The organism is Desulfoluna butyratoxydans, assembly GCF_900699765.1.
Classification (GTDB): domain Bacteria; phylum Desulfobacterota; class Desulfobacteria; order Desulfobacterales; family Desulfolunaceae; genus Desulfoluna; species Desulfoluna butyratoxydans.
Window position 1 is genome coordinate 484,904 of record NZ_CAADHO010000004.1, and the last position, 20,122, is coordinate 505,025.

At 58.6% G+C, this 20,122-nt stretch carries 18 protein-coding genes and 1 riboswitch; of the genes, 16 read left to right on the plus strand and 2 right to left on the minus strand.

Annotation, left to right across the window (positions count from 1 at the left end):
* Window positions 1–13: 13 nt before the first annotated feature.
* The 8 genes from MSL71_RS13975 (at window position 14) to MSL71_RS14010 (ending at window position 9,217) form a co-directional block, all read left to right on the plus strand.
* The gene (locus MSL71_RS13975) at window positions 14–1,507 is read left to right on the plus strand and encodes an ATP-binding protein (protein WP_180141324.1); all 1,494 of its coding nucleotides are present in this window, start codon (window positions 14–16) and stop codon (window positions 1,505–1,507) included.
* Complete coding sequence (locus MSL71_RS13980) at window positions 1,494–2,873, plus strand: sigma-54-dependent transcriptional regulator (protein WP_180141325.1); 1,380 nt, start codon at window positions 1,494–1,496, stop codon at window positions 2,871–2,873. Before MSL71_RS13975 ends, MSL71_RS13980 begins: the two co-directional genes overlap by 14 nt.
* Window positions 2,874–3,141: 268 nt before the next feature.
* Window positions 3,142–4,470, plus strand: coding sequence for a short-chain fatty acid transporter (locus MSL71_RS13985; protein WP_180141327.1), 1,329 nt, complete (start codon window positions 3,142–3,144; stop codon window positions 4,468–4,470).
* Window positions 4,471–4,527: 57 nt separating this feature from the next.
* Entirely contained in the window at window positions 4,528–5,193 is a 666-nt protein-coding gene (locus tag MSL71_RS13990) for a CoA transferase subunit A (protein WP_180141329.1), read from the plus strand.
* A complete protein-coding gene (locus tag MSL71_RS13995) occupies window positions 5,186–5,848 on the plus strand; it encodes a 3-oxoacid CoA-transferase subunit B (RefSeq protein ID WP_180141331.1) in 663 nt (220 codons plus the stop codon). Before MSL71_RS13990 ends, MSL71_RS13995 begins: the two co-directional genes overlap by 8 nt.
* 281 nt (window positions 5,849–6,129) lie before the next feature.
* Window positions 6,130–6,339, plus strand: a complete 210-nt coding sequence (locus MSL71_RS14000; RefSeq protein ID WP_180141334.1) for a hypothetical protein — start codon at window positions 6,130–6,132, stop codon at window positions 6,337–6,339.
* 58 nt (window positions 6,340–6,397) lie between these two features.
* Entirely contained in the window at window positions 6,398–7,324 is a 927-nt protein-coding gene (locus MSL71_RS14005) for a metal ABC transporter solute-binding protein, Zn/Mn family (protein WP_180141336.1), read from the plus strand.
* 510 nt (window positions 7,325–7,834) lie between these two features.
* Window positions 7,835–9,217: a sensor domain-containing diguanylate cyclase gene (locus tag MSL71_RS14010; RefSeq protein WP_180141338.1), complete on the plus strand. Its 1,383-nt coding sequence runs from the start codon at window positions 7,835–7,837 to the stop codon at window positions 9,215–9,217.
* A 118-nt stretch (window positions 9,218–9,335) separates the two neighbouring features.
* Here MSL71_RS14010 and MSL71_RS14015 read toward each other — a convergent pair whose 3' ends face one another.
* Together MSL71_RS14015 and fusA are read right to left on the minus strand one after the other, a co-directional pair.
* Window positions 9,336–10,022, minus strand: coding sequence for an AAA family ATPase (locus tag MSL71_RS14015; RefSeq protein WP_180141340.1), 687 nt, complete (start codon window positions 10,020–10,022; stop codon window positions 9,336–9,338).
* 122 nt (window positions 10,023–10,144) lie between these two features.
* Window positions 10,145–12,232, minus strand: a complete 2,088-nt coding sequence (gene fusA / locus MSL71_RS14020) for an elongation factor G (protein WP_180141342.1) — start codon at window positions 12,230–12,232, stop codon at window positions 10,145–10,147.
* A gap of 672 nt (window positions 12,233–12,904) precedes the next feature.
* A riboswitch (TPP riboswitch) is annotated at window positions 12,905–13,007 on the plus strand.
* A gap of 285 nt (window positions 13,008–13,292) precedes the next feature.
* On the opposite strand from fusA, the gene thiS reads away from it, so the two are divergent.
* From thiS to MSL71_RS14060, 8 genes are all read left to right on the plus strand, one after another.
* Complete coding sequence (thiS, locus tag MSL71_RS14025; protein ID WP_180141344.1) at window positions 13,293–13,493, plus strand: sulfur carrier protein ThiS; 201 nt, start codon at window positions 13,293–13,295, stop codon at window positions 13,491–13,493.
* On the plus strand, window positions 13,493–14,272 hold the full coding sequence (locus MSL71_RS14030) for a thiazole synthase (protein WP_180141346.1): 780 nt from the start codon (window positions 13,493–13,495) through the stop codon (window positions 14,270–14,272). The genes thiS and MSL71_RS14030 overlap by 1 nt, the downstream gene beginning before the upstream one ends.
* Window positions 14,272–15,372 (plus strand): 2-iminoacetate synthase ThiH, encoded by a 1,101-nt coding sequence (gene thiH / locus MSL71_RS14035; RefSeq protein WP_180141347.1) that lies wholly within the window; start codon window positions 14,272–14,274, stop codon window positions 15,370–15,372. The genes MSL71_RS14030 and thiH overlap by 1 nt, the downstream gene beginning before the upstream one ends.
* Entirely contained in the window at window positions 15,372–15,992 is a 621-nt protein-coding gene (thiF, locus tag MSL71_RS14040) for a sulfur carrier protein ThiS adenylyltransferase ThiF (protein ID WP_180141348.1), read from the plus strand. Before thiH ends, thiF begins: the two co-directional genes overlap by 1 nt.
* An 81-nt stretch (window positions 15,993–16,073) precedes the next feature.
* Entirely contained in the window at window positions 16,074–16,706 is a 633-nt protein-coding gene (gene thiE / locus MSL71_RS14045; protein WP_180141349.1) for a thiamine phosphate synthase, read from the plus strand.
* A gap of 1 nt (window position 16,707) precedes the next feature.
* Window positions 16,708–18,012 carry a phosphomethylpyrimidine synthase ThiC gene (gene thiC, locus MSL71_RS14050; RefSeq protein WP_180141350.1) on the plus strand — a complete coding sequence of 435 codons (1,305 nt, stop codon included), beginning with the start codon at window positions 16,708–16,710 and terminating at the stop codon, window positions 18,010–18,012.
* Between the two features lie 610 nt (window positions 18,013–18,622).
* Complete coding sequence (dctP, locus tag MSL71_RS14055) at window positions 18,623–19,639, plus strand: TRAP transporter substrate-binding protein DctP (RefSeq protein WP_180141351.1); 1,017 nt, start codon at window positions 18,623–18,625, stop codon at window positions 19,637–19,639.
* 3 nt (window positions 19,640–19,642) lie between these two features.
* Window positions 19,643–20,122 carry a TRAP transporter small permease gene (locus tag MSL71_RS14060; RefSeq protein WP_180141353.1) on the plus strand — a complete coding sequence of 160 codons (480 nt, stop codon included), beginning with the start codon at window positions 19,643–19,645 and terminating at the stop codon, window positions 20,120–20,122.

Sequence of the window (20,122 nt, forward strand, 5' to 3'; positions counted from 1 at the left end):
CGGCTGTGTTTGCATGAGACGTATACCCATCCGGATTTTCATCTTTCTTTTTGTCTCCATTATCATTGCGATCTCTTCCATCGGCACCGGGTTTGTCCTGATGCGTGAGGCAGAGTACTCCCTGCTTCAGGAAAAGCAGCGCAAGCTCTTTGCCCTGACGCGCATGCTGGACGCCAGCCTGGCCGGATCCTTCGAATCCATCCTTGAGGCCGATGGCCTGACCAAGGTTTCCCGGGCCGCCCGCATCGGTGCGTTGAACCGACGGCTCAGGGAGATCACGGATCGGGTGGCCCTGTCCGAGCCCGGCGTGGGGGTGGGGTACTACTCGCGGGACCTGGACGCCATCATCACCTATGGTCCCAGCAAAACCCTGGGGCACAAAGTGGGGCAGAGCATCAGTGCGGATCACAAGGGGCGGTTCGTCATGGCCACGGGCATGGCACGGGTACAGACAGCCGCCCTGGTCCGCGGTGAGATCATGAACTGCATGCTCCCCATCAACAGGGACGGTGAGATCATCGGCTACATCTGGGCCAACGAGCTCATGGACGACATCAACGACCAGATCCGCAAGATGCTCTATCGTTTTTATGTGGCCATTGCCGCCGGTATCATTTTTTCCTTTGCCGGCACGGGCTTCATCGCCCATGCCGTGGGGCTGAGGATCCGGGAGATCAAGCGGGGCATAAAGACCATTGAAACCGATGTGACTCACCGCATCGCCCCCATGGGCGGGGAGCTGGGGGAGGTGGCCGTCTCGGTCAACGAGTTTGCCGAGGTGCTGGAGTCCAGGCGGCGCCTGGAAGAGCAGATGCAGAGAACCGACCGGCTGGCAGCCCTGGGAGAGATTGCAGCAGGTGTGGCCCACGAGATCCGAAACCCCATGACCTCCATCAAAGGGTTTGTCCAGCTCATCGAAACCGGGCTGGAGCCGGATGACACCAGGCGCAAATACACGGGCATTGTCACGGCGGAGGTGGATCGCCTCAACAAGATGGTCCGGGAGCTTCTCTACTATGCCCGCCCGTCCGAATCCCTGAAGCTTGCCGTGGACATCAACGGCATCCTGGCCGATACCCTGCTTCTGGTGAACCTCAACGCCAGCCGACAGGATGTGCAGATAGAAACCGTTTACGGAGAGGGGCTGCCGCAGGTGGTGGTGGACCAGGAGCAGATGAAGCAGGTCTTTCTCAATATTTTGATCAACGCGGTGCAGGCGGTGGAAACCCGGGGCCATGTCCGTGTGGAGAGCATGGCCGTTGACCGGGGGGTCGCCGTGGTGGTGGAAGACGACGGAAAGGGCATCGAGCCCTCACAGGTCCCGCGGCTGTTCGACCCCTTTTTTACGACACGGAGTAACGGCACTGGCCTGGGTCTTGCAGTCGTTCAGAAGATTGTGGACCTTCATCACGGGGTGGTGGAGGTGGAGAGCCGACCGGGAAACGGGACCCGGTTTACGGTGGTGTTGCCGGTGACGACCAGAGGGGAGGCCCATGGGAACGGATAAGAAACGCGTGCTGGTGGTGGATGATGAGGCCCATGTCCGGATTCTCCTGTGCGAGGTCCTTAAAATGGAGGGGTTTGCCTGTGTGGATGCGGTCAATGGCAAGGATGCCCTGGCGCGCATGGAGTCGGAGTCGGTGGATCTTGTGCTCATGGACATCCGCATGCCGGAGATGGACGGCATGGAGGCCTTTCGGGTGATGCGGGACTCCTGGCCCGAGGTGCCGGTGATCATGACCACGGCCTTTGCCGGGGTGGACACCGCCGTGGAGGCCATGAAGCTGGGGGCGTACAACTACATCTCCAAGCCCTTCAACAACGAGGAGATCATCCTCAACGTCCGGCGCGCCCTGGAGATCCAGAGCCTGACCCGTGAGGTGGAAGACCTGAGGCGGGTGGTGAGGACCCGGTACTCCATCAACAACATCATCGGCACATCGACCGGTATGCAGGAGGTGTTTAAAAACATCGGCCGGGTGGCTCCCACCAACTCCACGGTGCTCATCCAGGGCGAGAGCGGTACGGGTAAGGAGCTGGTGGCACGGGCCATTCACTACAACAGCCGTCGGAGCCAGGGGCCCCTGGTCAACCTCAACTGCGCCGCCATCCCCGAAGGGCTCCTTGAGAGCGAGCTCTTCGGCCATGAAAAGGGCGCCTTCACAGGGGCGGTGGGACCCCATCCCGGCAAATTCGAACTGGCGGCGGGCGGGACCATTTTTCTTGATGAAATCAGTGAGATGAGTCCGAACCTTCAGGCAAAGCTTTTACGTGTTCTCCAGGACCGGACCTTTCAGCGCGTGGGGGGAACCCGGACCCTTGACGCCGATGTCCGCGTGATCGCAGCCTCCAACAAGGACCTTGCCGAGGCCATCCGCCAGGGGAGCTTCCGGGAAGACCTCTACTACCGCCTCAACGTGGTTCTGCTGGATATCCCGCCGCTGCGGGATCGGCGGGAAGACATCCCCCTTCTTGTGGATCATTTCATTGCCCGGTCCAACAAGGAGACGGGGAAACAGGTCCAGCAGATCTCCCACGGGGCCCTGGACCAGCTCATGGCCTATCCCTGGCCCGGGAACGTGCGTGAGCTCGAAAATGCCGTGGAGCGGGCCGTGGTCATGGGGCAGGGTGGGGTGATCATGGCCGAAGACCTGCCTGTCTCGCTCCGGGGCGGAGCCCCCGGCACGGCAGGGCCCGGGCTGCCGGGGCAGGGAAGCTCCCTGAAGGAGAAGATGGACGCCGTGGAGGCGGACATCCTGCAACGCGCCCTGGACGACACCGGCTGGAACCGGGTAAAAACAGCCGATATGCTGAAAATGAGCCGCAAGGCATTGATTTATAAAATTGATAAGTACGGATTGACACAACACTGACGGTTCATCTCTTTTCGATCTCCTCTGCTTGACAGGGCTGTGTAAACCTTACACAGCCCTCTCCCGAAGTTTGCACACCTTATCCATCTATCCTCCTGATCAGACACCTGGGCTATGCCTGTATCCTTTATTAAACAGGGCTGTTGTGGCTGAAGTCCACGGCTTGGCATGCATGGTGCTAACCCTGTGGCAAGAGTTGGGTTTAACCGTGGGTGCGGCACCGTCACAAGGGTGTTTCGGGCCGCATCACAACAAGGGAGGAATCACCATGATAAGAGGTCTCGCTGCCTTTTTCAGCAAAATCGTCCGTCGCTGGCTGCCGGATGCGTTTCTGTTTGCCGCCATCCTCACATTTCTCGTGTTTATTTTCGGCATGATCTTTCAGGGCCAGTCCCCTGTCTCCATGGTCAAGTACTGGGGGGAGGGGTTCTGGAAACTCCTCGCCTTTGCCATGCAGATGGTGCTGGTGCTGGTCACCGGCCACACCCTGGCACGGACTCAGCTGGTGGAGTCGTTTTTGAAGGCCATCGCAGGGGTGGCCAAAACACCGTCCCAGGCCATCACGGTGACCACCTTCGTGGCCCTGGTGGCCTGCTGGGTCAACTGGGGGTTTGGTTTGATCGTGGGCGCACTCCTGGCCCGTGAGATGGTCAAGAAGGTCAAGGGGGTCCATTACGGTCTTCTCGTGGCCTCGGCCTATACCGGTTTCATTGTCTGGCACGCCGGGCTCTCCGGGTCCATTCCCCTGAAGGTGGCCGATGCCAAGGGCTTTATGGCGCAGATCACCGGCGGCATGCAGATCCCCGTATCCGAGACGATCTTTTCCTGGCAGAGTCTTTTGATCTGCGTGATCCTTCTTGCCTCCCTTCCCATCATCAACCGGATGATGATGCCCAAGGCCGAGGACGTGGTGGAGGTCGATCCCGCCCTTTTCGCCGATGAGGACGAGGAAGAGCCCCTGAAGCCCCGATCCGAAATGACGCCTGCCGAACGGCTGGAAAACTCCATGGTGATATCCATGCTCCTGGGCGCCATGGGTTTCGGGTACATCATCTACTACTTTGTCACCGGCGGCAAGCTGGGGCTCAACAGCGTAAACCTCATCTTTCTCTTTGCCGGTATCATCCTGCACAAGACCCCGGCCAAGTACCTTCGCGTGATGAACGACGCCATCAAGAACACCGGCGGCATCGTGCTGCAGTTCCCCCTGTACGCAGGTATCATGGGGATGATGGTCCATTCGGGCCTGGCCGCCTCTATCTCCCAGTGGTTTGTGGAGGTCTCCACGGTCACCACCTTCCCCTTCTTCACGTACCTTTCCGCAGGCATCGTCAACTTCTTCGTGCCCTCCGGCGGCGGTCAGTGGGCCGTCCAGGGTCCCATTGTGATGCCTGCTGCACAAGAGCTGGGGGTTCCCCTGGGGAAAGCGGCCATGGCCATTGCCTGGGGTGATGCCTGGACCAACATGATTCAGCCTTTCTGGGCCCTGCCCCTCCTGGGGATCGCCGGGCTCACCATCCGGGACATCATGGGCTACTGCACCGTGGCCCTGCTCTGGGGAGGTCTTGTCACCTCGGTGGTGCTGATGTTCCTTTAACAACGCTTACGCTTCAAGACTTTGAGGACATATCTAACGGCCTTTGGAGGCATAACGATGAACAAGGTAAAGACGCTGGACCAGGCGGTCCGGAGCATAAAAAACGATGATGTGATTATGGTCGGCGGGTTTATGACCGTCGGCACCCCTGAGCTGCTCGTGGACGCGGTGGTGGCCAAAAACCTGACCGGCCTGACCATCGTCTGCAATGACGCCGGCGTCCCCGGGGAGGGGGCGGGCAAGTTCGTGCGCCAGGGGTCGGTGAAGACCTTTTACGCCTCCCACGTGGGGCTCAACCCCGAGTTCGGCAAAGCCATGACCGAAGGCCGCATTGAGGCCGTCCTCGTGCCCCAGGGCACGCTGGCGGAGCGGATTCGTGCAGCCGGTGTGGGCCTCGGTGGTATCCTGACCCCCACGGGGGTGGGTACCGAGGTGGAGAACGGAAAGAAAAAAATCGAGGTGGACGGGCGAGCCTATCTTCTGGAGCCCCCCATCAAAGGGGACGTGGCTCTGATCAAGGCCCACAGGGCGGATCGGGCCGGCAACGTGATCTTTCGCAAGTCGGCCCAGAACTTCAACCCCCTGATGGCCATGGCCTGTGAGTATGTAGTTGTGGAAGCCGAGCACATTGAGGACACCGGGACCATGGATCCCGACCATGTCATGCTTCCGGGGATTTTTGTGGACGCCGTTGTACAGGCAGGGGAGGTGAAACATGGCTGATAAACCCACAGGCAGAGAACTCATTGCCCGGCGCATTGCCCGGGAGTTCAAGGATGGCGACATCGTGAACCTCGGCATCGGCATGCCCACCCTGGTGGCCAACTACATTCCCGACGGGGTGGAGGTGCTTCTGCAATCCGAAAACGGGTTCATCGGCATCGGCCCGGCACCGGCGGAAGGGGAGGCAGACCCGGATCTCATCAACGCCGGGAACCAGCCTGTCACCATTCTGCCCGGTGGTTGCTTTTTTGACAGCGCCACCTCCTTCGGCATCATCCGGGGCGGGCACATTGATGCCACGGTTCTCGGGACCCTGGAGGTGGATCAGGAGGGCAACATCGCCAACTACATCATCCCCGGGAAAATGGTCCCCGGCATGGGGGGCGCAATGGACCTGTGCACCGGGGCAAAAAAGGTGATCATTGCAACGGATCACACCAATCGCAAAGGAGAGTCAAAGATCCTCATGCGGTGCAACCTGCCGCTCACAGCGGTTAAGGAAGCCAACCTGATCGTCACGGAGCTGGCCGTCATGGAGGTTGTCGAAGGCGGCCTCCTGCTCAAAGAGACCGCTCCGGGGGTCAGTGTGGAAGAGGTGCTCGCAAAGACCGAGGCCGTGCTGATTGTCCCGGATACCGTGGGGTCCATGGCCTGAGGACTCCCAGTCTCCCACCGGTAGGTCTCTGAAATAGGGGGAGCCCCAGGAGCGGGCTCCCCCTCCCATCCTCTCTGTTTTTGTTCTTTCACCACTGTTTTTCCATCCTGACTTTCTGTTGACATTTCGCTATGAACGGATCATTTTGCAATGGCACACTCTGTTATGGGGTGCGGTCAGTTGCGGTCAGTGCCGTCCCCGGTTTTAAAGGGGCTGTGTCCGCTTCGGTGACAGTCCTGCGCCTGCCTTTTTCCGCCAACTCTTTGGAAAGGATGTCGAACATGGTGAAGAAGCTTGTGGTGATTATGGCTGCTGCGTGTGTGGTGGCCCTTTTTGTTGCCTGCTCCGGTGACGGGAAGAAGGAGGAGGACACCCGGATGTACGATGCGCAGCGAGATGCCCTTGAGCAAGCCCGGGAGGTGGAGTCTGTGCTGCAGGAGGCCGAAGAGAAAAGGCGCCAGGAGATCAAAGAGATGGAAGACACCCACTGACGGCAACTTTCTGAAGTAAGGGGCAGTCGTAAAAAGAAGCAGACCTTGAGGAGGGAAGATGAAAACGTGGATGAAATGGGCTGTTGGTGTGATGTTTTTGAGTATTCCCTTAAATGCGGCGGCAGCCGATAAGGCGGTGACGGCCTTTGTCAGTATTCCGCCTCAGAAGGCGTTTGTGGAGCGTATCGGCGGAGAACGGGTTGAGGTGAAGGTGCTGCTTACCCCCGGGGAGAGTCCTGCCATGTACCGCCCCAAACCATCCGTGATAGCCGGGCTTGGTGGTGCCGATCTTTTTTTCCGAATGGGCCTTCCCTATGAAACCCACCTTATGCCCAAGATCAGGAGCATGGCCGGAAACCTTCAGGTGGTGGATACCCGAAAAGGGGTGCCCCTGCTGGCCATGGCCCATGACCATCACCACCACCATCATGACCATGACAGCGATGCGCATCACCATGAAGGAGACGGGCACGACGAAGGGTACGAAGGCATGGACCCCCATATCTGGCTGGATCCCGGTCGGGTCGCGATTCAGGCCGTGACCATGCGGGACGCCCTTATTGCCCGGGACCCGTCCGGCCGCCCGGTTTACGAGGCCGGCTGCAGCGCACTGCTTCAGGAGCTTGACTCCCTGGACGCCGAGATTGCCCGGGCCCTGGCCCCCCTTGCAGGGGAGACCCTTTACGTGTTTCACCCGGCCTTCGGATACTTTGCCGATGCGTACGGGCTGGTTCAAAAGGCTGTGGAGGTGGAGGGAAAGAGTCCCAAGGGCAAGGCCCTTTCACGGTACATTGCACAGGCAAGAGCAGATGGGGTGCGCGTGATTTTTGTTCAGCCCCAGTTTGATCGCCACACCGCTGAAAAGGTGGCGGCCGCCCTTGACGGAGCGGTGGTTCCCCTGGACCCCCTGGCGGAGGATTACTTTGGAAACCTCGGTAAAATTGCCGATGCCGTGTCCCTGGGGTTGAAAAAACAGGGTGAGTAAGGGCTATGCCCTAAAATAATAATACATAACGATACTCCTTCTTAAATTCGTTATGTATCGAAGCAACAATCAAAAAATCCTGCTGAGGACTTATGGGATGATCCCGTCATGTGTCATTTATTCTTGGCATGGCCCTAAGCGGGATCATCGCCATGCTTCATGACAGGCGGGGTCCCATGGCAGGTCCCATGAATTCACTGTGTTGCATGGCAGGAATGCTTTTGCGGCCGGGAGGGCAGACCGGCAGGGGGCGGTGCTCATTTTGCTTGAGCATCGCCCTCTTTGTTTATGCTCTCTTTGCCATGGGGCAGTTATTGTGGTAGGTCTTTTTCTGGTTTGGGTGGTTTTTGAACAGGGAACGTTCAAACAGACACGTTGAGCGACTGCCGGTCTTTCCGGGGGAGTGTTAATCCCGGTTTTATTTCTCAAGATAATTGGGCGGGACCGCTCGGGGCTCGGGGGGGGGTGTACCCGGGCTTACACAGGCGGGGCCTGGTCTGGAGGGAAAGGGTGCTTGATAAATGGCTTGTAAAGGAAGGCGGATGCTGCTCCGGTGACTCTCACCAGGCCATGGGAAGAAGGGAGGGGAAGGGCGCCATGCCTGCTCACCTCCTGCTCCAGGCCAAAGCGGGGATTGCGAGCATCGGGCTGGAGCCCGACGGAACGGTTTCTCAGTGGGAGGCATCGGCCGAGGCATTGTTCGGTTATGATGCGTCTCGGATGATCGGCCGTGAGGTGACCTCCCTGGTTCCGTCCCCGGAGGAGGGGGATACCCTCAAGGGATTTTTTAAGGCGTGCCTCCGGGGCGCATGCGTCTCGGACGTGTCCACGGCCTGCGTGACCCGGCAGGGGGATATGTGTTTCTGTCGCTGGTATGCGGTGCCCGCACTCCGGGAGTCCGGTGAAACCGGCCTGGCCGTCATGGTCAAGGATGTTACGGCGCAGACCCTTGCCGTCAATGAGCTCAACCGGGCCAGGAGTCAGGCCAGGAGCCTCTTCAGCAGTTCCCCCATCGGTATCTTCCAGGCAGACATCAAAGGCCGCATTCTCGTGGTCAACCCCGAGCTCTCCTGGATGCTTGGTTACGAATCCCCCGCACAGCTGACAGAGAGCCTTCAGAATGTCTCCTGTCTCTTTTCCGATCCGCGCCAGGCTGAATCGTTTCTTTTTCAACTCTATGAAGGGGAGCAGCTCAACCGGTTTCGCTGCCAGCTGCGCAGGCGGGAGGGGGGGCTGACCTGGGCCTTGTGCTACGGTCAGGTGACCCGCAACGCCAAGGAGCGCGTGAACGGATTTTATGGGTTCTGCATCAATATCTCCATGACCGTGCGCGTGGAGCAGGAACTCAAGCGCGTCAACGAAGAGTTGCGCAGGGCGTCCATCATGGATGCCACCACCGGTATTGCCAACCGGGGGCACTTCGACGAGTGCATTGTGACGGAATGGAATCGACACGTCCGTGAGCAATCGGACCTCTCCCTGATCCTCTGCGACATCGATCACTTCAAACGCTACAACGACACGTACGGCCATCAGGCCGGTGACCATTGCCTGGCCCGGGTGGCCGAGGCCCTTGTCTCCTGTGCCCGTCGACCCGGAGATCTCGTGGCGCGTTACGGGGGAGAGGAGTTTGTGGTGATTCTGCCCAGTACCGACCTCAATGGGGCACGGCACCTGGCCGAAACCATGAGGTGCTGTATTGAGGGGCTGGCTGTGACAAATGAACGGGCCGACCTCGTAACCCACGTCACCCTGAGCCTGGGCGTGGCTGCCATGGTTCCCCACGGTGGGACCCGGGAGGCAGAGCTTGTGCACATGGCTGACGAAGCACTATACAGGGCCAAAGAACTCGGTCGGAATTGCTGTGTGGTCTGGGGGGAAGCGGAGGGATAGGAACTGTTTCCCTGATGGGAAAGAGGCACGGATGGCATGAAAATAAAAAAGGCACCCCGGTTCGGGGTGCCTTTTTTGCGTCCGTAATCCAAGAACAATCCCCTTAAAGGGGATTGGCTTAGCGGATAATCATCGTCTCAGGGTCGAGGACGGCGGACTCTTTGTCTGCCTTGGAGCCTTTGACAGCTTTGACGTAGATGGTGTTGTTCTCCGGAACGATCTGGAGCAGGGTGGAGAAGATATCGTCCACGCCGCCGAGCTGAACGGGCAGGCCGTTTTCAGCAAGGGCTTCGTGGCGGTGAGTCTTGACGGTGAAGAGAGCAAAGTAACCCATGCGTGAGGCAAGGGCCTTGAGCTCTTCCATGTCTTCGCGACCCTTCTCTTCAAAGGGGTACCCGTCGATGATCATCATGTCGGGGTTGAACAGGTCCTGCTCGACGAGGTCGTTGATGCGTTCTTCCAGGCGGGCCATGGAGAAGCCATCCACATTCATGGTCAGGATCATGCGGTTGGGAAGGATCTCGTCGTAGGCAGACTGAGGCTCTTCCACACGGTTCAGGTCCGCCAGGTTGGCGAACATTTCGTTGTACCAGACGCTGACCTTGTTGACGGGTTCCTCCAGGCTGACGTGGAGAACTTTCTTGCCGCAAGCCATGGCGTGGAGCGCCATCTGAACAACCAGGGAGGTCTTGCCGAGACCGGCACGGGCCATAACGGCACCGAGCTCTCCTCCGTTGATCATGTCATCGCAATCGATGCCCAGTGCACCGAAGGGGTTCCTGAAGATCAATTCTTTTTTTGTCATAGTATCCTCTCTCGTCGCTGAGGTTCGAACTCAAAAATGACCCCATGGTGTCAACCCGGCAGTCTCCTCCAACCAAAAATCGGATGTTCGGATATGCTGCCGGGTGATGTGTTCCATCAAGGCTATTTTTTGGCAGCTTTCTCTTCGTTCACTTTCTTAACGATGTCTTCCGACACGGAGGCGGGCACGGTCTTGTACGTGCTGAACTCCATGGTGTACTGGGCCTTGCCCTGGGTGGAAGAACGCAGAACGGTAGAGAAACCGAACATCTCAGCAAGGGGAACCTGAGCTTCGATACGGCTCATGGTCCCTTCGTCCTGAGAACCAAGGATAATACCACGGCGCTGGTTAATCAAGCCCATACATGGTCCCTGGAACTCATTGGGGCTTTCGATCTCAACCTTCATGATGGGTTCCTGGATAACAGGCTTGGCTTTTTCATAGGCCTGCTTGAAGGCACCCTTGGCTGCAGCCTGGAAGGCCATCTCCGAGGAGTCAACCGCGTGGAAGCCGCCGTCCTCAAGGGTAACGGCAATACCGGTGACGGGGAATTCAAGCTTGGGCCCTTTGGCCATGCAGCTTTCGAAGCCCTTCTCACAAGAGGGGATGAACTGGGTGGGGATACGACCGCCCACAACCTTGCTCTCGAAGGAGAACTGCTCGTCTTCGAGGGGCTCGATGTAACCCATAACCTTACCGAACTGACCGGAACCACCGGTCTGCTTCTTGTGGGTGTAGTCGAACTCAGCGCGGCGCGTGATGGTCTCACGGTAGGCAACGCGGGGCTGACCGGTTTCCACTTCGGCGTTATACTCACGCTTCATACGCTCGACGTATACTTCGAGGTGAAGCTCGCCCATGCCTTCGATGATGGTCTCGTTGGTCTCGTCATCGATGAAGGAGCGGAAGGTGGGGTCCTCTTTGGTGAAGCGGTTGAGGGCCTTGCTCATGTTGATCTGAGCTTTGTTGTCCTTGGGCGTGATGGACAGGGAGATAACGGGCTCGGGCACGAACATACTCATCATGGAGTAGTTGACGGCGGAGTCAACAAAGGTGTCGCCGGAGGCGCAGTCCACGCCGAAGAGGGCGCCGATGTAACCAGCCGGGATCTCGTTGATGTCCTCCATGTCCGAGGCGTGCATACGGACCAGACGACCGATTTTGATCTTGCGGCCGTTCTTGGCGTTGTTTACGGTGTCGCCTTTTTTCAGGGAGCCCTGGTACACACGGATGTATGTCAGCTGCCCGTACTGGCCGTCTTCAAGTTTGAAGGCCAGAGCCACGGTGGGCTTTTCGGAATCCCCTTCGAGAATCACGGGAGCCTCTTCGTTGTCGAGGTCAAGGGCTTCGTTGGTGATGTCGTCGGGAGTAGGCAGGTAACGGGTTACCGCGTCCAGAAGGGGCTGAATCGCTTTGTTCTTGTAAGCGGAGCCCATGAAAACGGGGGTGATCTGACGCTCGATGGTGCCGATGCGAACCGCGTCAACGATCATCTCGTCGGTGATCTCAGCCTCTTCGAGGATGGCGTCGGTGAGGGCCTCGGAGAAGAGGGAAGCCTGGTCGATGAGCTCTTCACGCTTGGCCTGTGCCTCGTCGAGGAGCTCAGCGGGGATCTCTTCCACGCGGATGTTTTCACCGTTGTCGCCGTCGAAGTAGTAGGCTTTCATGGCGATGAGGTCCACCACGCCCTGGAGGTTGTCCTCAAGGCCGATGGGAATCTGCATGGCAACGGCGTTGTGACCGAGCTTCTCGTTGAGCTGGTCGATAACGCGGAAGGGGTTGGCACCACTTCGGTCGCACTTGTTAACGAAGGCGATACAGGGAACCTTGTAGCGCTTCATCTGGGCATCAACGGTGATGGACTGTGACTGGACACCGGCCACAGAGCAGAGAACCAGGATGGCACCGTCAAGAACACGCAGGGAGCGCTCTACTTCGATGGTGAAGTCGACGTGGCCGGGGGTGTCGATGATGTTGACCTCGTGGCCCTTCCATTCACAGTAGGTGGCAGCCGAGGCAATGGTAATGCCCCTCTCCTTTTCGAGTTCCATGGAGTCCATGGTGGCGCCGACGCCGTCTTTGCCCTTTACGTCATGGATGGCATGAATCCTGTCGGTGTAAAAGAGAATGCGCTCGGTCAGGGTGGTCTTCCCGGAGTCGATGTGGGCGCTGATGCCTATGTTTCTAACTTTCTGCAAGTCGGTCTTCATTGTCACGTATCCTTCTTGAAAAAACGATCGAGGCAGCACATGACAACCCAAAAGGGAATGAAGACGTATCATTCCCTGTCCGGTGGGTGTAAGTCACACGTTACCCCGGTTTAACGAGCCTTTCCAGATTTTGCTCATGGTGGTTTGTTTGCTTAGACCAGACAAAAGGCCGGCGTCAGGAGCAATCAAGGGCACCGAATATATACAAAAGCATGTGATTGTCAATCTTAAATTCTCATGAGGGAACCTTTTTTTCTCCGAAAACGGGTGCTGCAAGGGGAAAAGTGGACGCAAAAGGGAACGGAGAAGGCGCTGAAAACGAGAGATTTTGAGGTTTCCGGTGCAGGGATTCGAGGGGGTGAGAAGGTGCTTTGGAAAATCGTGGTAAGAGGTCCCAAGTCTTGGAATCTTCAATAGTTATACTGGAATGGTACCTCCGGGTCAATGGGGGAAAGCAGGGGTGGTTTCGAAAGCCCGATCCGGCAGCCGCCCATCCGGAAGGCGGCGGTGCCTGAAAATCATGGGCCCGTTTGGACACCGAGCCGTGAAAACAGGGCCCGGGCGACCCCCAGACGTTCCCGGGAGGTGTTGTGGAACCCTTTGTCCACAGCCTCGTCGGTTTTCCTTGCGCGGGCGGGGCGGATGATGCTAAAAGAATCCCACAATCAGTTGTAACTTTGCTGGGGGTGCCCTTAACCGGGCTGAGACGGAGATATTCCAACCCTTTGAACCTGACGCAGTTTGTACTGCCGTAGGGAAGCCACATACACGATTCTTGTCGCGGCGCTTCAAAGCCCCCCGACACCTCACGTATCAGGCTGCCTGCGGGCGGCCTTTTTTTTTGGCCGCTCGCGGTCCGGTACCTGGCCCAGGCTCACAGGCCTCGGTGCCGCTCCGGAATCATCGGTCCTGCGCCCTGGAATCCCTTTCCTTGGTATCTCCCCTTCATACAAGAATACCTGTCCTCCAGCTTATGGCCCTGGTTCGGTGTGCCTGTGGCGCGGTTTTTGTCTGCGTTTGCGGTCCATACGCGTTTCCGGGGTTTCCAGGAGGTGTGTCTATGATGGTCAACGGCAGCGAAGAGAGCCTGTCCCAAGGTGACATGACCTTGGAGCGGTTCCTGGAGCACAAAGGGCTTCACCCCGGCAGTGTCGTGGTGGAGCGAAACGGTGAGGTGGTTGAGCGGTCCCGGTTCGGGGCAGTGACACTGAGCGAAACCGACAAACTTGAGATCCTGCGATTTGTGGGAGGGGGGTGCTGATGGATGATTGTTTTCAAATTGGGGGAAGAGAGTTTTCAAGCCGGCTTTTTATCGGGACCGGGAAATACCCGGCCGATGGCCTGATCCCAGATGTGTGTGAGGCTTCCGGCGCCCAGGTGATCACCGTGGCCCTGCGCCGTGTGGACTTTGCCTCGGAGACCGACAACGTGATGAAGCACATTCCCGAGAACATGGTGCTCCTTCCCAACACCTCCGGCGCACGAAACGCAGAAGAAGCGGTGCGCATCGCCCGCCTTGCCCGGGCCGCCGGATGCGGGGACTGGATCAAGATCGAGGTGATCAGCGATCAGCGCTACCTGCTCCCGGACAACCTGGAGACCACAAAAGCCACGGAGATCCTTGCCGCAGAAGGGTTTCATGTTTTTCCGTACATGAACCCGGACCTCATGGATGCCCGGCGCATGGTGGATGCCGGGGCCGCCGCGGTCATGCCCCTGGGCGCTCCCATCGGCACCAACCGGGGGATCCGTACCCGTGAGATGATACGGATCCTCATCGATGAGATCTCCCTTCCCATTATTGTGGATGCGGGCATCGGAAAGCCTTCCCAGGCGTGCGAAGCCATGGAGATGGGGGCTGCTGCCTGCCTCGTCAACACGGCCATTGCCTCTTCCAGTGATCCTGTGTCCATGGGGCGTGCCTTTGGCCGGGCCGTTGACGCCGGACGTGCCGCGTACCTTGCAGGCCTTGGTTCGACACGCAAAGAGGCATCGGCTTCGTCCCCCCTTACCGGGTTCCTCGGGCAGGGGAGGGCGTGATGGGTTTTTTCGATGTTTGGAAAACACTGGACCCGGACGAGACCCTTGCCCGCATCAACGGAGCCACGGAGCATGACGTGCGAGCCGCCCTGGACGCACACAAATGTTCGGTAGATCATTTAATGGCCCTTTTGTCTCCGGCGGCGGTGCCTTTCCTTGAGGATATGGCCCGGAAAGCCCACGAGTCGACCCTGCGCCATTTTGGCCGCCAGATCCTGTTGTTTACTCCCATTTATATCTCCAACCACTGCATCAACCAGTGCGTCTACTGCGGGTTCAACGCCAAAAACAAGATCCACCGGCGCCAGCTGACCCTGGAAGAGGTGGAGTTCGAGGCCGCGGCCATTGCCGAGACCGGGCTCAAACACATTCTCCTGTTGACCGGCGAGGCGCCCAACGTGGCGACTCCGGCCTACATCGAGGAGAGCCTGGCCATCATTTCCAAGTATTTTACGTCCGTGGGCATCGAGATCTACCCCGTGGACGAGGATGGGTATGCACGGTTCGTGAATGCCGGGGCCGACAGCCTCACCGTGTATCAGGAGACGTACAACGAAGATCTGTACAAGACCCTGCACCCGGCCGGACCCAAACGTGATTTCAGGTTTCGGCTGGAGGCCCTGGAGCGCGGGGCCCGGGCCAGGATGCGCGGGATCAACCTCGGCGGGCTCCTGGGGCTGGACCACTGGCGACGCGAGGCCTTTTTCACGGCCATGCACGCCGACTGGATCATGACCACCTTCCCCGAGGTGGAGCTGGGCCTTTCCCTTCCTCGCATGCGGCCCCACGCCGGATGTTATGAACCCGCCCATATCGTATCGGATACCGATATCGTGCAGGCCATGACCGCCTTCCGGCTCTTTTTGCCCCGGGCCGGGATCACCCTGTCCACCCGGGAGAGCGCTGCTTTTCGGGACAACGTGCTTCCCCTGGGCATCACCCGCCTGTCGGCAGGCTCCTGCACATCCGTGGGCAGCCACACCGAAGAGGAGGGCTCCGGCCAGTTCGATATCAATGACGAGCGGAGCGTCGTGGAGATGGATGCCAACTTAAGGGGGCGCGGGTATCAGCCCGTCTATCAGGACTGGAGGATGCACTGATGGACACCCTCGGAGGGTCCCTTGTGAGCCGCGTGGGTAAAGATCCCATGGAGCGTGTCTCTTCAGCCTGCATCGGTATTGCAGGGGCCGGGGGCCTGGGGTCCAACTGCGCCATGCACCTGGTGCGCATGGGGTTCCGGCGCCTTGTCATCGCCGATTTTGACCGGGTGGAGCCTTCCAACCTCAACCGGCAGTTTTTTTTCGCCCGCCAGGTGGGGGAGAGCAAGGTGGCTGCCCTGAAAGAGAATCTGGTTGCCATCGAACCGGAGGTGGTGGTGGACACCCATTGCGTCCAGGTCACCGACGAGAACATCGGGGGGCTCTTTGACGGCTGCGATGCCGTGGTGGAGGCCTTTGACCGGGTGGAAGCCAAGCAGCTCCTGGTGGAGCGATACCTGGCGCGCGGGACCTTTCTCGTGGCCGCCTCCGGCATCGGCGGCTGGGGAGATGCCGATCGCATCGTGACCCGGAAGATCAGCCCCACTTGCTATGTGGTGGGGGACGGGGTCACCGAAGCGGATGATGCAGCTCCTCCCATGTCCGCGGTGGTCTCCATTGCGGCGGCCAAGCAGGCGGATTTGGTATTTGGTTGGGTGGTGAATGGGGGAAGTAAAGGCTAAAGGCGAAGGGCTAAAGGCTAAAGGCTAAAGGTAAAATCCCCTGGCCGCCGGGGGGCGTTTTTTACAGGAGAATAAGAAACCATGAGATCCATTGCAGGTGCCGATATTTACGGCATCACCGGGGAGGAACACTCCCTGGGCCGGGACAACATCACGGTGGTGAAGGCGATGATCGACGCCGGTATCACCCTGATCCAGTACCGGGAAAAAGAGAAATCCATGCTGGAGCGATACCGGCAGTGCGAGGTGGTGCGCAGGCTGACACAGGACGCCGGGGTTACTTTCATCGTCAACGATCATGTGGACCTTGCCCTTGCGGTTGAAGCAGACGGCCTCCACGTGGGCCAGGACGACCTGCCCATTCCCGTGGTGCGAAAGCTTGCGGGGGAATCCATGATCATCGGGCTCTCCACCCACAGCCCTGCCCAGGCGGCTGCTGCCGTTGCGGCGGGGGCCGATTACATCGGTGTCGGCCCCATCTTCACCACCCAGACCAAAAAGGATGTCTGCGACGCCGTGGGGCTGACCTACCTCGATCATGTGGTGAAAAACGAAAAAATCCCCTTTGTGGCCATCGGGGGGATCAAGGAACACAACATTGCCGAGGTGAAAGCCCACGGCGCGGAAACCATTGCTCTGGTGACGGAGATCGTCGGAGCCAAAGATATTTCAAAGCGGGTCAAAGCCATCCGCAAAGCCATGGAGAGAAATTAAAATGAGCTACACAACCCAGATGAACGCGGCCCGAAAGGGTATCGTTACCGGCGCCATGGAGACCGTGGCCAAAAAAGAGAACATGCCCATCGAAACCCTCATGGAGCGCATGGCCAAGGGCACCATCGCTGTTCCGGTGAACAAGAACCACACCGTCATCGATCCCGAAGGCGTGGGGGAAGGGCTCCGCACCAAGGTGAACGTCAACCTGGGGATCTCCAAGGACTGCTGCGACCTGGAGGTGGAGATGGCCAAGGTCCGGGCCGCCGTTGCCATGAAGGCAGAAGCCATCATGGACCTCAGCTGCTTCGGCAAGACCCGTGAGTTCCGCACCCGTGTCATCTCCGAATGTCCCGCCATGGTCGGTACGGTGCCCATGTATGACGCCGTGGGCTTCTACGACAAGAACATCAAGGACATCACCGTGGATGAGTTCTTCAAGGTGGTGGAGCGCCACGCCGAGGACGGGGTGGATTTTGCCACCATCCACGCCGGGCTCAACCGGGCCACCGCCGAGAAGATCAAGCGCAACGACCGCCTCACCGGTGTTGTCTCCCGCGGCGGTTCCCTTCTCTACACCTGGATGATGCTCAATGACGCCGAAAACCCCTTTTACGAGCACTACGACCGGCTCCTGGAGATCTGCACCAAGTACGACCTCACCCTGAGCCTCGGCGACGGCTGCCGCCCGGGGAGCATCAACGACTCCACGGACGCGGCCCAGGTGGAGGAGCTCATCACCCTGGGCGAGCTCACCAAGCGCGCCTGGGAGCAGGATGTCCAGGTGATGATCGAAGGGCCGGGTCACATGGCCATGGATGAGATCACCGGCAACATGATGATGGAAAAACGCCTCTGCCACGGCGCGCCCTTTTACGTCCTGGGGCCCCTGGTCACCGACGTGGCTCCCGGCTACGACCACATCACCAGCGCCATCGGCGGGGCCATTGCAGCGGCCAACGGCGCGGATTTTCTCTGCTACGTCACCCCGGCCGAGCACCTGCGTCTCCCCGACCTGGAGGACATGAAAGAGGGCGTTATCGCCACGCGTATTGCAGCCCATGCCGCCGACATTGCCAAGAAGATCCCCGGCGCCCGGAGCTGGGATAACGCCATGAGCAAGGCCCGCGCCGACCTCGATTGGGAAAAGATGTTCTCCCTGGCCATGGATCCCGTAAAAGCCAGGAGCTACAGGGAAAGCTCCAAACCCGAGTTTGAGGACAGCTGCACCATGTGCGGCAAGATGTGCGCGGTGCGTAACATGAAGCGGGTCCATGAGGGCAAGGATATTCAGTTGAATGACTAAAAAGCAGGTGCAAAGCAGGTAATAGGAAAGACAGGGCATAGGTCGGTGGGAATCGGTGACCGGGTGTGGAGCGTTTTATCCATGTGGACCTGATCATGTTGCGGTCTTGCTTTGCCCTGCCTGACGTGTTTGGCCTGCGGTCCTTAATTAATGAAATATAAAAAAGTGCCGCTCGTTTTCATTAAAAGATGAAGATGAGCGGCATTTTTTTTTAGATATTTTTGATTGCGGAGGGCCTGCCATGAAAGGGGTGGTTTGCCCTTTCGGCGTGGGAGGGGAGGGGACGCCAGTCATGGCGATTCTGGTGAGTGGTATGGTTTTATATAGCTGATATCATGAGTATTTAAGGCTTGTGGGGCTCGGTTGGGCGGGTGGGTTACACCAGGGGCGTATGGGTGATTGAGGATCCTTGAAAGGGAACGCCCCTTCGGGGCGAAACGGCGGAGAGGGCCTGTGGGCGGTGGGATAGAGCCTGCTGGTGACTTGACAGCCCGGAATGGCCCCGGCTAAGAAAGAAACCGCAATCCTTGAAAAATGTGATGGGGTGGGCAGGCTCGTCAAAGCCGCCGGGCCCCTTTTTTTGTAACCGGATACGTTAAGGACACGTGTGATGATGACAGCGCTTAAAAAATGGACGATCGCGGTTGTGTGCCTTTTGATGCTCCCGGCTCTTTCCGAGGCGGGGTATAAAAAGGAATACAAATTAAGCTGTGTGGTGGGACCCAAGATGCCCTGGGGCGAAGGGGCGACCCTGTTTGCCGATCTGGTGCGGGAGCGCACCGAGGGCCGGGTCAACATCAAGGTCTACACGGCAGGTTCTCTCATGGCGGGCAAGCAGACCAACGAGTTCCTGCTGCTCAAGCGCGGCGTGGCCGATTTTGCCTTTGCCTCCCCCATCAACTGGTCGTCTACCCTGAAGCCTTTGAACCTGTTTAACCTTCCCTTCTTTTTTGAAGATTACGAGGCCCTGGACAAGGTGACCTCAGGGGAGGCTGGGAAAGCCATTGAAGCCCTGATCGCCAAAAAAGGGGTTAAGGTCCTGGGCTGGGGAGAGAACGGGTACCGCGAGATCACCAACTCCAAGCGGGCCATTCGGACCCCGGAAGACTTAAAGGGCTTGAAAGTCCGCGTGGTGGGTACCCCCATCTTCATCGACATCATGAAGTCCATGGGTGCCAACCCTGTGAACATGAACTGGGGCGAGGCCAAGATCGCTTTTCAGCAGGGGGTTGTGGACGCCCAGGAGAACCCGGCCGTGGGCATCGAGATTCCTCTGAAGATCTGGCAGTTCCATAATCACGTGTCTTTCTGGGGGTATGTCATCGATCCCCTCATGTTCACCGTGAACCAGAAGACCTGGAAAAAATTCTCGGAAAAAGACCGTGAGATCATCCGTCAGGCGGCGGTGGACGCCGGTCGCATGCAGAAGGGTGTCGTAAGAAAGGGCCTGGTGGCCCCGGACCTTTCCGCCCACGAGCTGATGCGGGAAAACGGCATGGAAGTGACGGTGCTCACCCCCGAAGAGAAAAAGGCGTTTCGTGTGCTCACCGAGCCCGTGTACAAAAAATGGGTCCCCCGCATCGGTGAGGAGCTGGTGGAGAAGGCCAAAGCGGACATGGGGAATTAAACCTTGAACACCCTGAAACATATTGTGCGCAATTTTGAGGAAGTCTTCGGAGCCCTGCTTCTGGGCTCCATGTTTGTCCTGGGGCTGGCCAACGTCGTTACCCGCTACTTTTTCGAGTTTTCCCTGGCCTTCACCGAGGAGCTGGAGGTGGCTGGCCTGGTCTGGCTCACCATGCTCGGTACCAGCGCGGCCTTTAAAAAGAGCCATCACCTGAACCTGCAGTATTACGAAAAAAAGCTCTCCCCACGGGCGGCCACACTGGTCCGCATGGGTGGGCTTGTGCTGGCCATTGTGCTCTTTGCTACCCTTGCGGGCCTCAGCTGGTTTCATATTTATGATCTCATCGATCTTGAGATCACCACCGAAGCCCTGGAGCTTCCGGAGTGGATCTATGCCCTGGCCATTCCGGCGGGGTCCGTTCTTGTCATTGTGCGGATTATTCAGGTGCTCATCGCCGAAAAGGCGAAACTCAAAGGAGTATGA

Coding starts and splice junctions, on each gene's coding strand:
- MSL71_RS13975 (WP_180141324.1), top strand. CDS start 14: ATGAGACGTATACCCATCCGGATTTTCATCTTTCTTTTTGTCTCCATT.
- MSL71_RS13980 (WP_180141325.1), top strand. CDS start 1,494: ATGGGAACGGATAAGAAACGCGTGCTGGTGGTGGATGATGAGGCCCAT.
- MSL71_RS13985 (WP_180141327.1), top strand. CDS start 3,142: ATGATAAGAGGTCTCGCTGCCTTTTTCAGCAAAATCGTCCGTCGCTGG.
- MSL71_RS13990 (WP_180141329.1), top strand. CDS start 4,528: ATGAACAAGGTAAAGACGCTGGACCAGGCGGTCCGGAGCATAAAAAAC.
- MSL71_RS13995 (WP_180141331.1), top strand. CDS start 5,186: ATGGCTGATAAACCCACAGGCAGAGAACTCATTGCCCGGCGCATTGCC.
- MSL71_RS14000 (WP_180141334.1), top strand. CDS start 6,130: ATGGTGAAGAAGCTTGTGGTGATTATGGCTGCTGCGTGTGTGGTGGCC.
- MSL71_RS14005 (WP_180141336.1), top strand. CDS start 6,398: ATGAAAACGTGGATGAAATGGGCTGTTGGTGTGATGTTTTTGAGTATT.
- MSL71_RS14015 (WP_180141340.1), bottom strand. CDS start 10,022: ATGACAAAAAAAGAATTGATCTTCAGGAACCCCTTCGGTGCACTGGGC.
- fusA (WP_180141342.1), bottom strand. CDS start 12,232: ATGAAGACCGACTTGCAGAAAGTTAGAAACATAGGCATCAGCGCCCAC.
- thiS (WP_180141344.1), top strand. CDS start 13,293: ATGATGGTCAACGGCAGCGAAGAGAGCCTGTCCCAAGGTGACATGACC.
- MSL71_RS14030 (WP_180141346.1), top strand. CDS start 13,493: ATGGATGATTGTTTTCAAATTGGGGGAAGAGAGTTTTCAAGCCGGCTT.
- thiH (WP_180141347.1), top strand. CDS start 14,272: ATGGGTTTTTTCGATGTTTGGAAAACACTGGACCCGGACGAGACCCTT.
- thiF (WP_180141348.1), top strand. CDS start 15,372: ATGGACACCCTCGGAGGGTCCCTTGTGAGCCGCGTGGGTAAAGATCCC.
- thiE (WP_180141349.1), top strand. CDS start 16,074: ATGAGATCCATTGCAGGTGCCGATATTTACGGCATCACCGGGGAGGAA.
- thiC (WP_180141350.1), top strand. CDS start 16,708: ATGAGCTACACAACCCAGATGAACGCGGCCCGAAAGGGTATCGTTACC.
- dctP (WP_180141351.1), top strand. CDS start 18,623: ATGATGACAGCGCTTAAAAAATGGACGATCGCGGTTGTGTGCCTTTTG.